Raw genomic sequence first — 14,087 nt, 5'->3', positions numbered from 1 at the left:
GGGGCCGACCGCGGTGCGCGGGGGGATCCGCCGGGCCGGGGAGGCGTCCGCTCAGTGGGTTCAGTAGACATGCTCGTCGCCCTCGCCCTCATCGCCCTCGTCCTCGTCGCGGTCGAAGATGTCCTCGACCGACCTGCGGTGCTTCCACGCGTGGTCCCACAGCCCCAGAAGGCCCTTGCGCGTCGAGGGCTCCCGGTCGGGGGACGAAGCGGCGGGCGATCCCCCGTCCGGAGGGACCGCCCGCGTCGCGGGCGCCTCGACGGGTGCGGATGCCGCCCAGGCCGACGACTCCCCGGTCGGCGCGTAAGCCCCCCGGTCCGGGGACGGGCCGGCAGTGGTTGAGGCGGCCCACGACGATGACGGATCGGCGAGACCGGCCGGCGCGGACGCCTCCCAGGACGGGGCCGGGCCGGTGGGAGCCGTGACCGATCGCGTCGGGGGCGCTCCGACGGAGTCGTAGGGGCTGATGGGGCCGGTGGAACCCGTGGAGGTGGGGGCGGAGATCGTCCAGGTCGAGGGCGTCTCGATGGGAGCGCTGGAGGCATAGGCCGACGGCGCCGAGGGCGCCCCGGTGAGACCGTAGGAACTGGTAGGGCCCGTGGGACCGGTGGGGCCGGTGGGTGCGGAGCGCGCCGAGGGTGCCCCGGTGAGACCGTAGGAGCCGGTCGGACCGGTGGGTGCGGAGGGTGCGGAGGGTGCGGAGCGTGCCCCGGTGAGACCGTAGGAGCCGGTCGGACCGGTAGGCGCGGAGGGTGCGGAGCGCGCCCCGGTGAGACCGTAGGAGCCGGTCGGACCGGTAGGCGCGGAGGGTGCGGAGCGCGCCCCGGTGAGACCGTAGGAGCCGGTCGGACCGGTGGGGCCGGTAGGCGCGGAGCGCGCCGAGGGCGCCGACCGCCCGACCTGAGCGGGGGCCGCCGTCGACTCCTCCGCCGAGAACGGGCCGCCCCACGCGGACAGGTCCACGGGCGAGGCGGCGCCGCCCCATTCGGACGGCTCCTCGGGCAGGGCGGACGGCGGCGGGATAGGAGAGATCACCGGGATGGAGGACGTCGTCACCGCCGGAGGGGAGGCCGCCGTCGCTGCGGGGAATGCGGAGGCGATCCCCGTGGGCCCCGTGAATTCCATCGGCCCCGTCGAGCCCGCAGACCGTGCGGATTCCGCCGGCCCCAGGGGGCCGGCGACCCTTGTCGGACCCACGGGCCCCACAGGCCCCACGGGCCCCACGGGTCCCGCCGACCTCATCGGCCCCGCGGACCCTGCGGATCCCATGGACCCCGCCGACCTCGTCGCCCCCGTCCGGGTCGATCGCGACCGCCGGGAAGGGCCCGCCGACGACGAGGGCGCCTGGTGGAGGTACCTGACCTGGCCGATCTGCGAGGCGGGCGGTTCCTCGCCGGCGTCGTAGGCGTGGCGCCCCTGCGGCCGCACCCGGGGAATGCCGGCGGGGGCGGTGGAGTCCCGGCCGACCGCCGTCGGCGCCGAGAGGCCGGCCATGACCTCGTGCAGGCGCTCCTCGGTGGGGGAGCGCTGCTCGCCGAGCACCGCGCCATTGGTGATGATGAGGACCGAGTCGGCCCACGCGGCGATGGTCGGCTCGCTGGTGGTGAAGACCTCGGTGACGCCGAACTCGTCGACCCAGGACAGCAGGAAGTCCAGAACCCTCTGCGCCGAGCGGCCCGTCAGGCCCGCCGTCGGCTCGGCGGCGATCGCGACCCTGGGCCCCTGGAGGAGGGCGACGGCGCAGTCGACCAGGCGCTGGGTGCACGGATCGAGGAGCCCGTACTTGGTGCCGCGATGCTCCGCGATGCCCGCCATCTCCAGCACCCGGGCGAGCCAGGCGGGATCGACCGCCCGCCCGGTCATGCGGAAGTGGGCCTGAATGTTCGCCTCGACCGTGAACGTCGGGGCGAGTTCGGACTCGGGCATGATCGTGGCGACGTCCTGACTGTGAAGTCGCGCGAGTCGTTTGATCCCCATGGTGGACACGTTGCGACCGAGGATCCGCACCTCCCCGGACGCGAGGGGGATCATTCCCATCATCGCCTGCGCCACGACGACGGCGTCGGTCGTGGTGGGCATGAGCAGGGCGGTCACCCGGTCCGGGCCGATCATCACGGAGGCGTTGTTCAAGGGCGTCCACACAGAGGCGCCGTCGGAGTAGCGAACGGTGACCTCACTCATCTGAACCAGTGGATCGCTGAAGTTCTCGGGGTTCTCCACGAGCGGTCTTTGAGACTGCGGCTCAGGGAAGTATTGGGTCATGCCTCCATTGTTACTGTCTTGTTGCATCTGTGCACCCTCTTGTCCCCGCCCTGGTAGTTTCTCGCAAACTAGGGGCGGACACGGCCGACGGCGGCGAAGCCAAGGCGATACGGGGCAGGACGGGGCCGCGGGCGGGGCGGATCGGGGGCGCCGCCGGTGATGAGTGTCACGGTCTGAGGATTTGCGTCGGGGCGGGGACGCCCCATACCGTTCTATCCGGTTCGAGGCGCGACGACGCCAAGGGCAGTGGGCCCCCATCGTCTAGCGGCCCAGGACCCCGCCCTTTCACGGCGGTAGCACGGGTTCGAATCCCGTTGGGGGTACGGACTGGTGCGAGTGGAAGACGACTCGTCCAGGAGTCCGGCTTCGTGCCGAGCGAGGCCTCGTGGCGCAGTTGGTTAGCGCGCCGCCCTGTCACGGCGGAGGTCGCGGGTTCAAGTCCCGTCGAGGTCGCGGAAGCGGTTCGGCCCGGTCCATCATGATCGGGCCGATACCGCGCCAGGGCTCTGTAGCTCAGTTGGTAGAGCGTTCGACTGAAAATCGAAAGGTCACCGGATCGACGCCGGTCGGAGCCACGGCGTAAGGCCCGGATCCCACAAGGATCCGGGCCTTCGCTCTGCCTGCGGGCCTCCGGCCTCCGGGGCGTCCGCGGATGGACCCGCCGGGCCGGAGGACGTTCACGAACCCGAGGGCGGCGTCGTCCGCGAACGGGCCCGCCGCCGGGCCGGGTGCGGACCCCGGCCCGGCGGGCGGCGCGCCGGTGCTCAGCGCCGGGCCCGGCGCCCGGGGGAGAGGGCGGAGATGAAGGAGGCGATGGCGCCGAAGAGGATTCCGCTGATCGGCCACACGATCCAGCAGATGGCCCACCCGTTGCCGAGGAACCCCCAGGCCAGGAAGATCACGAGGGTCAGGGGCCAGTAGATGGAGGCGATGGCGCCGATGAGTGGGTTGTCCGCGTCCTTCCGGCCCCACCGGTCCCACTGCCCCGGACCTCCGGTCCAGTGGCCCTCCTCGGTGAGGGTCTCGTGGGTGGAGGAGGCCCAGGTGGTCGGCAGGAGGATGAGCAGGCCCGCCGCGACGAGCGCGAGCGTGAGGGAGACGCCGAAGATGGGGTAGTGGGAGCGGCCCGGCTGGTCGCTGAGGACGCCCCCGGCCACGGTCGGGATCGCCGAGAGGATCCACAGCCCGACGGCGGCCATGAGCGCCCGCGAGCGGGGCCCCTCGTTCTCCACGCGCAGGCGGGCCGCCCAGGCGGAGACGATCGGGTTGCGGGTGAACTTCCCGTCGGTCAGGTGCTCCAGGCCCACGAAGGCCTGATGGCGCCGCATGAGGGTGAGGACGCCCGTGGCGACGAGGACGAGGGTCAGAGCGAGGCCGATGAGCACCGCCCACTGCCCGCCGGGTCCCGAGCCCGTCCCGCCGTTGCTCAGCCCGTCCGAGATCGCATCGCCGAGCCCCGCCCCGGCGTTGTCGTCGGTCAGATTGGCCGCGACGATCAGCGGGATGGGGGCCAGGACGAACAGGGCGACGCCCCGGCCCAGCAGCCGGCCGGTCCGGCGCCGGGCCTCGGCGAGCGCCTGGGCCTCGGGGAGGGTGACGACGGGGTAGTCGGAGGGGGTGTCATCGGGCGGGAGCGGCGCGGCGGCGCCGGCGGCCGTCGGGTCGGGCGCGGGGCCGGCGGCTCCTGCGGTGCCCGCCGCGGTACCGGCGGCCGCCGGGTCGGACGCGGCGGAGGTTCCCGCGGTGCCGGCGGCTCCTGCGGTGCCGGCAGGGCCGGCTTGGGCGGAGCGGATGTCGGGGAGGATTCCCAGGACGGGGGCGAGTTCCTCGAGGTTGCCGAAGTCGGTGATGACCTGGCCGACCGCCTCGTTGTGGGTCTTGCCGCGCCCGACGGCGTCGGCGTAGGCGTCCTCCATCATGGCGCGCAGTTCGCCCTTGGCCTCCAGGAGGCGGGGCGTGGAGGGGTAGGGCGCGAACATGGCGTCGAGGAAGGTGTCGATGGTGTCCATCAGTGCTCTCCTTGGGTGAAGCGGTCGATGAATCGATCGATGAGGGTCTTGGTGTCCTCCCACTCGGCGAGCTTGGCGGTCAGGTGATCGCCGCCGGAGGCGGTGAGGCGGTAGTAGGTGCGGGGCTTGCCGGACTCCGAGGTGTGGGCGTAGGAGGTGGCCAGGCCCGCCGCCTCCAGGCGCTTGAGCGCGGAGTAGAGGGTGGTCTGCTTGATCGTGTATTCGCCCGCCGAGATCTCGGTGATCGTCTTGGCGAGCGCGTAGGCGTATGAGGGCTGGTCGCGCAGGAGCGTCAGCACAATGAGGTCGATGTAGCCGCGGATGGCATCGGCGCTGATCACTCGGGGCTCCTTTCGTGGCGGTCGGACTGCGGTGGCTTGCTCTACGACTAGCATACTACGTCAGTCATGGTATGTCTAGCGTGCCTTGTGAGGCGTGGTACGTCTCGCGTGTCCGCGATGTTCGGCGTGCGACGACGGTCCGCTAGAGTTCCCGCAGACGACTGGGAGGGGGCGGCATGCGGGGGACCCGGGAGCGCGAGGGCGGCGCGCGCGTCCTCGTCGTCGAGGACGACCGCGACCTGTCCCGGCTCATGGCCGCCCACCTGGCCTCCGAGGGGTACGACGTCGCCCGGGCCCGTGAGGCGGCCGCCGCCCTGGAGCTGGTCGGGGCCGGGCGCGTCGACGTCGTCGTCCTCGACCTCATGCTGCCCAGGATCTCCGGCGACGGCCTGCTCGTGCGCCTGCGCGAGCGCGAGGGGACCCGGGACCTGCCGGTCATCGTCGTCTCCGCCAAGGACGCGGTGTGGACCAAGGTGGACCTGCTGCGCCTGGGCGCCGACGACTACCTGGCCAAGCCCTTCGACCTCGACGAGCTCACCGCCCGCATCGAGGCCCTCCTGCGCCGGTCCCGTCCCGCCGATGGGGCCGCCCGAGTGCTGCGCCACGGCGACCTCGCCCTGGAGCCCGCCTCCCGCCGCGCGCGCCTGGCCGGGCGGGACGTGAGCCTCACGCCCGCCGAGTCGGCCGTTCTCGGGGCGCTCATGTCGGCCCCCGGCCGGGTCGCCTCCAAGGGGGCGCTCGCCCGGGCGATCGGGCGGGCGGGGGAGGGGCCCGACGGCGGCCCCGGCGGCGCTGACGGCACCGGCGGCGACGGCGGAGTCAAGACCCATGTGAGCCACCTGCGCGCCAAGCTCAGGGCGCTCGACCCGGACGCCGAGTACATCGAGACCGTCTGGGGCCTGGGCTACCGCCTGGCGGCCCTGTGAACCCCGGGTCCCCGCACCCCCGGGGCCGCGGGTGCTGCGCCCGCTGGGGCCGCGCACCGGGCGGCGGGCCCCAGCGCCCCCGGGGCCGCGGGCCCCGGAGAGCGTCCGAGCATGGTCACGGGCCGGGCCGGTCTCCCGCGGCCTCGACCGTTCCTCAACGATCCTCCTGTCGCGCTCAACCCCTCCTCAACGCCGCGGCCCTAGCGTGAGACCCGAACACGAGCACGTCCCAGGACGTGAATAGGGGAGAGGATGAGCAATGGGCTACCCGCCAGTCGCCTTCGCGGCGCAGGACTACATCATCGCCGGTCTGACGGCGGCCGGGGCCACCGAACCCGGGGCCGGGATCACGCGGCAGCAGCTCGGGCTGCGACGATGGAAGTACTCCCACACCGACGCGCTCAGGCACCTCCTGGAACTGGGGGTGGTCGTGGAAGGGCCGGGGGAGCGCCTCCATCTCGTCGAGCCGCAGGCGCGCCGCCTCATCGCCGGACGCACCGGGTTCCACCCCTGGAAGCTGGCATGACGCCCGCCGGCGCCCGCTCCGACCCGGTGCTGCGCACCCGCTCCCTCACCAAGCGCTACAGGAGCGGGACCGCCGTCGAGAACCTCGACCTGCACCTGGAGCGCGGCCGCGTCTACGGCCTCATCGGCCGCAACGGCGCGGGCAAGACCACCCTCATGCGCATGATCTGCGGCCTGGTGAGGCCCACCGGCGGCGAGATCGAGCTCTTCGGCCGCCCCGCGCGCCCCGGCCGCGGCCCGGCCCAGGAGGACCTGCGGCGCCTGGGCTGCCTCATCGAGGCCCCCGGCCTGCAGATGCGCATGAGCGCCCGCGCCAACCTCCACCTGCACCGCATTATCCGCGGCATCCCCTCGCCGACCCTGGAGGACGAGCTGCTCGGGCTCGTCGGCCTGGCCGATGCGGGGGACAAGCGGGTGGGCGAATTCTCCCTGGGCATGCGCCAGCGCCTGGGCATCGCCATCGCCCTGGTCGCCGGTCCCGAACTGCTGATCCTCGATGAGCCGGTCAACGGCCTCGACCCCGTCGGCGTCGTCGAGATGCGCCGCCTCATGGTCGACCTCGCCCGCGAGCGCGGCACCACCATCCTCGTCTCCAGTCACAACCTGCCCGAGCTCTACCAGACCGCCACCGACTACCTCATCGTGGACCGCGGCCGCCTGCGCCGGTCCCTGAGCCACGACGAGCTCGTCGAGCACTGCTCGCGCCACCTGGTCCTGCGCTGCTCGGACGCGCCCGCCCTGGTGCGGGCCCTGGAGGAGATGGGCGCCGGGCGCCTGCGGGTCATGGCCGACGGCGCCGTCCGCCTGCTCGACCCCCCGCCGGATCGGGAGGCGCTCGTGCGCGACCTGGTCGCCCGCGACCTGGTGCCCACCATCATCGCCGAGGAGGGCCAGAGCCTGGAGGAGTACTTCCTGGCCGTCATCGGCTCCGGGCCCCGTGCGCAGGAGACGGCTCGGCGCGGCGCCCGCACCGCCACCAGTCGTTCCGAACCCCGCGAGGAGGAGACCCGTGTTCAATCTGCTGCGCGCTGACCTGTACGTCCTGGTGCGCTCGCGCGCCCTGTGGATCGCCCTGGCGGTGTCGAGCGCCATGGCGGCCGGCTACTACGAGTCCGCGCACCTGATCGCCGTGGGCGCCTACGACGAGTCGATCTCGGGATCGGTGGCCGGCTTCTCCGACGCCATGGCGCTGCCGCTGCTGGGGAGCATGCTCATCGGCGTCGTCGTGGCCTCCGACCTGGAGAACCGCACCGTCCACGACCGGCTGCTGGCGGCCTCCCGGTCCGCGCTCGTGGCTGTCAAGACCGTCATGGCGCTCGTGGTGATGGTCGTCGTGCTGCTGCCCTACGTCGTGGGCTCCCTCGTGTGCCTGGCGACCGGCTGGGACCTGGTCGCCTTCCTGTCGACGACGCCGCTGCGGGTGGCCGCGAACGTCGGCGGGGGGCCGGTCACGGCGACGGGGGTCCTGACCGGGCTCGGGCTGTGCCTGGTCTCGGCGCTGGTGGCGGTGGCCCGACTGGGCTTCTGCCTGCCGGTCGCCTTCGCCGCGCGGCGTCCGCTGACCGTGGCCGCGACGGGCCTGGTGGGCGGTTTCCTGCTCGACGCCCTGACGGGGATGGTCGCCCGGAGCGACGCCGGGGCGGCGGCGCTCAGGTTCACGCCGTGGTCGCCGGACCTGCCGCTGGATTCGACCAGCTCCGGGGCGCAGGTGGCGGCGGGGGCGGCCGTGGCGGCGGCCTTCCTCGTCCTGTGGTCCGCGGCGGGCCTGCTGGTGCTGCGGCGCGCGGACATCGCCTGAGCGCGTCGGGGGGCGAGCGTCAATGGTGCTGGTCGCGCTGGTGTCCGCGGCGGCGGCCGTCGTCGCGGTCGCGCGGTGGGTCCTGGTGCGCCGCCAGCTGCGCTCCGTCGCCGACCAGCTGCGCCGGCGCCGGGAGGCCGGCGTCCACGCGCCGGTCCACGTCCAGCTGGTGGACGGAGCCGTGGAGGCGCTGGTGGTGCAGATCAACGCCACGATCGCGCAGGCCGAGCGGACCGGCGCCCGGCTGCGCCGCCACGAGCGCCGCTACCGCGAGCTCGTCGCCGATCTCTCCCACGACCTGCGCACGCCCCTGACGGCGGTGCGCGGCTACCAGCAGATGCTCGCCGCCTCCGCCCTCGACCCGGCCCAGCGCGACCACCTGTGCGCGGCGGCCCGCCACGCCGACCGCCTGGCCGCCCTGGTGGAGGAGGTCTTCGAGTGCGCCCGGCTGAGCGACGACGCCGGGGAGGCCGACGGCGCCCGGATGGAGCGGGTGGACCTGGTCGAGGAGGTCGTCCAGTGCCTGCTGGGACTGGCCGGGCCCCTGGAGACGGCGGGGCTCGAGGTGGAGCTCCGCGCGCCCGACGCCCTCGTCGCCGAGACGGATCCCGGGGCCCTGCGCCGGATCGTCGCCAACCTGGTGCGCAACGCCGTCCAGCACGGGCGGGGGCGGCTGCTCGTGGAGCTGGCCGGGATCGCGGGCCGGGTGCGGCTGCGCATGCGCAACGGGGTGCGCCGCCCCGGGGCGCTGGACGTCTCCCGGGTCCTCGAGCGCGGCTGGTCCTCCGACCCGGCCGGGACGGGGCTCGGGCTGAGCATCGTCGAGCTGCTGGCGGCCCGCCTGGGCGGCGCGGTCGCCGTCGGGCTCGCGGGGGAGGAGTTCGAGGTCGTGCTCGAGCTGCCCGCGCCGCCGGGCGGGCGGGCCCGCGGGACTGCAGCAATTCCGCCCGATGACAACCCCGTGGGACCGTGACTCTTATGACGGGTCGGGCGGGCGAGTCCCCGACCGGGAATCGCGCCCCCTCCTCCTACCCTTGGGCCATGTCCGCGCCGCTCGCCGTGCTCGCACCCGTCATCGCCCGTCATACCGCCGTTCTCCGCCTCGCCGCCGAGGAAACGCCGACACCGGTTCCGACGCCGTCGTCGAGCACGACCCCCGAGCCCTCCGACGGGCCCACCACCACCGTCCAGCAGACCGTCGAGGCCGTCGCCGAGACCACCGTCAATATGATCACCCTGGCCTGGAGGGCGGGTATAGGCGCTGCAGCGGGGGTGGTCGTGGCCTTCATCCTCATCATGGCGCTGCGGTTCGTCGGGCGCCGCCAGGCCTTCTGCGCCGAGCTCGCCCGCTTCTGCCGCAACGCCCTGTACGCCACGGGGGCTCTGATCGGCGCCTACCTGGGGGCGCAGGTCGCCCTCATCGACCTCACGAGCACCACGTGGGCCGATATAGTCAGCCACACGCTGCTCCTGAGCGCCATCGCCGCCTTCACCTGGCTCGTCGCCCGCTTCCTGTACGCCGTCGCGTCCACGGTCATCAAGAAGGCCCAGGCCGGCGGCGACGCCGGACGCGCCAACCGGGTGACCACCCAGACCCAGATCCTGCGCCGCGTCGCCGTCGTCATCGTCACCATCTGCGGGATCGTCGGCATGGTCATGACCTTCCCGGCCGCCCGCTTCGCCATGACCTCCCTGCTGGCCTCGGCCGGTCTGGTCTCCGTCGTCGCCGGTCTGGCGGCGCAGTCCACCCTGGGCAACGTCTTCGCCGGCCTCCAGCTCGCCGCCACCGACGCGATCCGGGTCGACGACGTCGTCGAGGTCAAGGACTGGAACGGCCAGATCGAGGAGATCACCCTGACCTACGTGGTGGTGCGCCTGTGGGACGAGCGCCGACTCATTCTGCCGTCGACCTACTTCACCCAGAACCCCTTCACCAACTGGACGCGCCGCAGCCACCAGCTGACCGGCTCGCTCACCCTCGAGCTCGACTGGCGCGTCCCCGTCTCCCAACTGCGCACCGAGCTCGACCGCATCCTGTCCACCACGAACCTGTGGGACGGGCGCACCTCCGCGCTGGTGGTCTCGGCCACCTCGGCCGCCTCCGTCACCGTGAGGATCACCCTGTCCGCGGGCAACCAGTCCAACTCCTACGCCCTGCAGTGCCTCGTGCGCGAGTCGCTCATCGACTGGATGCAGCGCGAGGCCCCCTACGCCCTGCCCCGCGCCCGCGTGGAGATCGAGCAGGTCGAGGTCACCCACGACCCCGAGCCCGAGCAGGTGGCGCAGATGGCCGAGGAGATCGTGCGCCGCCGCGAGCAGGCCGAGGCCGAGAAGGCCCTGGCCGAGGCCGAGGAGGACCAGGAGGACGAGGAGGACCAGGCCGAGAGCGGTGAACCGGTCTGGTCGGTCACCCGGCTGCTGCGCCGGGCCCGCCGGGAGCGGGACCGGTTCCTGCTTCGCGGCTCTAGCTCGGGCTCGAGCTCCGGCTCTAGCTCCGGCTCCGGCTCGGGTCCCGGCTCGGGCTCAGGCTCCGGCTCAGATTCTTCCGGCTCCGGCTCCTGAGGCTCGGGCCGCCGGGGTCCCCGGTTCCGGCTCGGGCCGCCGAGCCGTTCCCGGTGCGTGAACGCGCCTCGCGCCGTCGGCCCCCGCGGGGCCACCATGGCCCCGTGACCGAGCCCAACGACGACGCCCCCCGCCTCGATCCCGAGGCGATCGCCCGCACCGACGCCCAGTGGCGCGCCCTCCTCGACCCCTTCGAGTACCACGTCCTGCGGGAGGCCGGCACCGAGCGCCCCTTCACCGGGGCGCTGCTGGACGAGCGGCGCGAGGGCGTCTACCGCTGCCGCGGCTGCGGCGCCGAGCTGTTCCGCTCCGCCGCCAAATTCGACTCCCGCTGCGGCTGGCCCTCCTTCTACGACCCGGCCGACTCGCGGGCCGTGACCCTGCTGACCGACACCTCCCACGGCATGGTGCGCACCGAGGTGCGCTGCGCCGCCTGCGGCTGCCACCTGGGGCACGTCTTCGACGACGCCCCGCACACCCCCACCGGCCTGCGCTACTGCATGAACTCCGTGAGCCTGACCTTCGAGGCCGACGGCGACGGGACCGGCGGAAGCGGCGGGCCCAGTGGGGCCGATGGGACCGACGAGCCCGATGGAACCGGCGGGACCGGCGCCGCCCGGGAGGAGTCGAGATGATCCGCCTGCTCAGCTTCAACCTCCAGCACGGCAGGCCCGGCGACGGGGCCCGCCTGGATCCGGCGACCGCGCCGCTGGCGGACTCGGACATCGCTGACGCCGGGGCCGCGCGGGAGGTCCTGGCCGCCCTGGCCGACCAGATCCGCGACATCGACCCCGACGTCATCGCCCTCCAGGAGGTCGACCTGGGGCAGAGGCGCTCCGGCCGCCTGGACCAGACGGCCGTCCTGGCCGACCTGCTCGGCTGGGACGGTCACCGCTTCGCCGCGACCTACGCCGGGCCCGTCGTCGGGCTGCGGCGCAGGCCCCGCCGCTCGGCCCTGACCGAGCGCGCCGACGACGTCCTGGGCCCCCTGCGCGCCCTGCTCGGGGCGGGGCCCGCCGGCTTCGGCAACGCCCTGCTGACCCGTCTGCCCGTGAGGGCCTGGCGCGTGGCGCGCCTGGGGCGGGGTCCCGCCGTCCTGACCCGGCGCGGCGGCGGGAGGGCCCTCGACCCGCGCTCCTACGCGCTGTCCACCTCCACCATGCGCAATATGATCGCCGCCCAGATCGACCCGGTCGACGGCACGGGCGGGCCGGGCGGCCTCGCCGTCGCCTCCACCCACCTCGCCACGCGGACCGGCACCGCCGCTGCCCAGCTCGCCGCGGCCTGGGCGGCCCTGGCCGCCCTGCCCGGACCGCACGCGCTCGCCGGCGACCTCAACCTGCACGCCGAGCTCCTCGCCCCCCTGGGCATCGCCCGCGATCTCGGCGAGGGCCCCACCTACCCGTCCGGCGCGCCCGCGCGCCGCATCGACCACATCCTGACCGACCCGTGGCCGACCGGCGCGGACGGGATGCCCGTGAGCGCGCAGGAGGCCGTCGGCCGGACCGGCGGGACGCTGCTGCGCGCCGTCGGCTCGGGCGTGCGCAGCCTCGTCGTGTCCGACCACGCCGCCACCTGGGTGGACCTCGAACCGGTCGCCCGCCGGGGCTGAGCCCCGTGGGGGAGGTCGTCAGCGGACTGGCCGTCTTCGCCGTCGTCATCGCGGTGGGGTGGGCGCTGGTCCGCTTCGGCGCCGTCCCCGCCGGTTCCGACACCATCCTGACAGGGGTCTGCTTCTACGCCGCCACCCCGGCGCTGCTGGTGACGACCATCGGCGGGGCGGATCTGGCGACCGTCGTCTCGCGCGCCACCCTGGCGGGCCTGCTCGCCGAGACCCTGGGCATTGTCAGCGCCTGGCTGGTCCACCGCCTTGCGCTGCACCGCTCCGTCGCCGAGTCGACGATCGGGGCGCTGGCGGCCGGGTACGTCAACGCCGCCAACCTGGGGATCCCGGTCCTCATCGTCCTGCTGGGCGACGCCACCGCCATCGCCCCGATCCTGCTGCTCCAGCTGCTCGTCATCTCGCCCGCGGCCTTCGCCGTCCTGGACGTGTCCACCGCCCGGGGAGCGGGTCCGGGCCCGGCGGTGTGGACGGCGCCCCTGCGCAACCCGCTGCTGCTCGGGGTGGTGGCCGGGCTGGTCGTCAACCTGACCGGCTGGGACGCGGGGGCGGCGGCGAGCGGACTCGTCGCGAACAGCCTCAGCACCCTGGGGGCGCTGGCGGTGACCCTCATGATGCTCTCGCTGGGTATGAGCCTGGCGGCCTCCTCCCCCCGGGTAACCCGGCGACTGACGGTCGCCCGGGTCACGCGCCTGCGGGCGACGGGGCCGGGCGCGGACGGGCCGTCGTCGGGCGGTGGCGAAGACCCGGGTGCCGGAGGATCGGACGGCGGTGTGGGCGGGCCCGAGGGGTCGACGGACCGGGGCGAGCGCGGGGCCGTGCTGTGGGTGTCGGTGGCCTGGAAGCTCGTCGTCGTCCCGCTGCTGGCCCTGGGGCTCGGGGCGGCCCTGGGCCTGCGCGGCCCGGCGCTGCTCGTGCCGATCACCACCGCCGGTCTGCCCAGCGCCCAGAACGTCTTCATGTACGCCACCCGCTACGGGGCGGCCAAGCCCCTGGCCCGCGACTGCGTACTGCTGACCACCGCGGGCTTCGTCCCCGTGGTCCTCCTGGCCGCCGCCCTCCTGTCCTGACCGCGCCCGATCGCCTGTTTTCCGGCGGTTCCCGCGGGGCTGCCGCGCCGACGACGTCGGGGCCGCCGCCCCGTGCGGCGGCCCTCAGGGACGGGCCCCGCCCGATGGCGCCCGGGATACGGGCCCCGCCCGGCAGCGCCCGGGGGCGGGGATCCCCCATTCCTGGGCGGTCGCGTAGAACCACGACTGGCATGGCACCCCCCGGGGGCGGGGATCCCCCACCGACGACGTCGGGGCCACCGCCCCGTGCCTGCGGCACCCGCGGCGCTCCCGCCCGATGGCGCCCCCGGGGGAGTCGAATTCGTCATGTCACCTGAGCTGGAATTGTGCGAGGTGGGCTCACGCGAATCACGCCGGGGTGGATTCTGTCGCGCCGGGCTCGCATGGCGCGAGCCGGGGTGGATTCTGTCGCGCTGAGCTCGCATTACGTAAGCCGGGCCCGTCCCGCTCCGACCCGACCCCGGACTACCCCCCCACCAACTTTGCCGAGACCCTGCCGGCCCTCACCGGGCGGAGGTCGGTCTCAGGATCCGTTCCACAACTGATTGCGCATGGTCCGGCCCTCACCGGGCGGAGGTCTGCCCTCGACAGCGAAGTTTCGGCCGCGACAACGAGAGCCGCATGCCCCGTCCCGCCACCAGCGCACTCGTCCCCGGGCGGTCGACCGGGGTCTTCCGGTCGTAGTTCTCGTTCGTGGGCGCTCTCATCCCCGGGTGGATTCCGGCCAGAGAGCCGAACCTCGTCACGACCCTTGTCCGCGACGCGGTTCCGGGGGACGTCGGAGGGGAGTCCCGCGAGAGTCGCCGCGCCAAGCACGCCATGGGCATCACCCGGTCCGCGAGATCGTCACTTAACCCGCGAGAACGTCTGCCAGGGGTACGATCTCGCGGGTTAACCTCGGTTTTTCGTCGTGGGGTGCCGGGGGTGGGGGTGAGGGTGCTCCTTCTCCTGGGATAATGCGGATTACTGATGT

At 73.9% G+C, this 14,087-nt stretch carries 12 protein-coding genes and 3 tRNA genes; 12 read left to right on the top strand and 3 right to left on the bottom strand.

Annotation, left to right across the window (positions count from 1 at the left end; genetic code table 11):
• Positions 1-60: 60 nt before the first annotated feature.
• Complete coding sequence (locus G446_RS20040) at positions 61-2,181, bottom strand: ATP-binding cassette domain-containing protein (RefSeq protein ID WP_156916624.1); 2,121 nt, start codon at positions 2,179-2,181, stop codon at positions 61-63.
• 331 nt (positions 2,182-2,512) lie between these two features.
• Here G446_RS20040 and G446_RS0110740 point away from each other — a divergent pair.
• The 3 genes from G446_RS0110740 to G446_RS0110730 all read left to right on the top strand — a co-directional run bounded on the left by G446_RS0110740 (position 2,513) and on the right by G446_RS0110730 (position 2,837).
• Positions 2,513-2,585, top strand: a tRNA-Glu gene (locus tag G446_RS0110740).
• 56 nt (positions 2,586-2,641) lie between these two features.
• Positions 2,642-2,715: transfer RNA gene (locus tag G446_RS0110735), tRNA-Asp, on the top strand.
• A 49-nt stretch (positions 2,716-2,764) separates the two neighbouring features.
• Positions 2,765-2,837 (top strand) — tRNA-Phe (locus G446_RS0110730).
• Between the two features lie 189 nt (positions 2,838-3,026).
• On the opposite strand, the gene G446_RS0110725 is transcribed toward G446_RS0110730, so the two are convergent.
• Positions 3,027-4,271 (bottom strand): permease prefix domain 1-containing protein, encoded by a 1,245-nt coding sequence (locus tag G446_RS0110725; protein WP_051285928.1) that lies wholly within the window; start codon positions 4,269-4,271, stop codon positions 3,027-3,029.
• Positions 4,271-4,612 (bottom strand): PadR family transcriptional regulator, encoded by a 342-nt coding sequence (locus G446_RS0110720; RefSeq protein ID WP_026410148.1) that lies wholly within the window; start codon positions 4,610-4,612, stop codon positions 4,271-4,273. The genes G446_RS0110725 and G446_RS0110720 overlap by 1 nt, the downstream gene beginning before the upstream one ends.
• A 176-nt stretch (positions 4,613-4,788) precedes the next feature.
• On the opposite strand from G446_RS0110720, the gene G446_RS0110715 reads away from it, so the two are divergent.
• The 9 genes from G446_RS0110715 to G446_RS0110675 all read left to right on the top strand — a co-directional run bounded on the left by G446_RS0110715 (position 4,789) and on the right by G446_RS0110675 (position 13,114).
• Entirely contained in the window at positions 4,789-5,538 is a 750-nt protein-coding gene (locus G446_RS0110715) for a response regulator transcription factor (protein ID WP_026410147.1), read from the top strand.
• A gap of 259 nt (positions 5,539-5,797) precedes the next feature.
• A complete protein-coding gene (locus tag G446_RS0110710) occupies positions 5,798-6,064 on the top strand; it encodes a hypothetical protein (protein WP_026410146.1) in 267 nt (88 codons plus the stop codon).
• Positions 6,061-7,095 carry an ATP-binding cassette domain-containing protein gene (locus G446_RS0110705; protein ID WP_026410145.1) on the top strand — a complete coding sequence of 345 codons (1,035 nt, stop codon included), beginning with the start codon at positions 6,061-6,063 and terminating at the stop codon, positions 7,093-7,095. Before G446_RS0110710 ends, G446_RS0110705 begins: the two co-directional genes overlap by 4 nt.
• A complete protein-coding gene (locus tag G446_RS0110700; RefSeq protein ID WP_026410144.1) occupies positions 7,073-7,861 on the top strand; it encodes an ABC transporter in 789 nt (262 codons plus the stop codon). The genes G446_RS0110705 and G446_RS0110700 overlap by 23 nt, the downstream gene beginning before the upstream one ends.
• A 22-nt stretch (positions 7,862-7,883) precedes the next feature.
• Positions 7,884-8,834: a sensor histidine kinase gene (locus G446_RS17420; RefSeq protein ID WP_051285927.1), complete on the top strand. Its 951-nt coding sequence runs from the start codon at positions 7,884-7,886 to the stop codon at positions 8,832-8,834.
• 68 nt (positions 8,835-8,902) lie between these two features.
• Positions 8,903-10,423: a mechanosensitive ion channel family protein gene (locus G446_RS17415; protein ID WP_051285926.1), complete on the top strand. Its 1,521-nt coding sequence runs from the start codon at positions 8,903-8,905 to the stop codon at positions 10,421-10,423.
• A gap of 104 nt (positions 10,424-10,527) precedes the next feature.
• Positions 10,528-11,058 (top strand): peptide-methionine (R)-S-oxide reductase MsrB, encoded by a 531-nt coding sequence (msrB, locus tag G446_RS17410; RefSeq protein WP_245574672.1) that lies wholly within the window; start codon positions 10,528-10,530, stop codon positions 11,056-11,058.
• Positions 11,055-12,035 (top strand): endonuclease/exonuclease/phosphatase family protein, encoded by a 981-nt coding sequence (locus G446_RS0110680; RefSeq protein ID WP_026410143.1) that lies wholly within the window; start codon positions 11,055-11,057, stop codon positions 12,033-12,035. The genes msrB and G446_RS0110680 overlap by 4 nt, the downstream gene beginning before the upstream one ends.
• 5 nt (positions 12,036-12,040) lie before the next feature.
• Positions 12,041-13,114, top strand: a complete 1,074-nt coding sequence (locus G446_RS0110675) for an AEC family transporter (protein WP_026410142.1) — start codon at positions 12,041-12,043, stop codon at positions 13,112-13,114.
• Positions 13,115-14,087: the final 973 nt, after the last annotated feature.

The sequence above is a fragment of the Actinomyces dentalis DSM 19115 genome (assembly GCF_000429225.1).
Lineage (GTDB): Bacteria > Actinomycetota > Actinomycetes > Actinomycetales > Actinomycetaceae > Actinomyces > Actinomyces dentalis.
The sequence above is the reverse complement of the archived record's forward strand: the minus strand, read 5'-3'. Positions and strand labels throughout refer to the sequence as shown.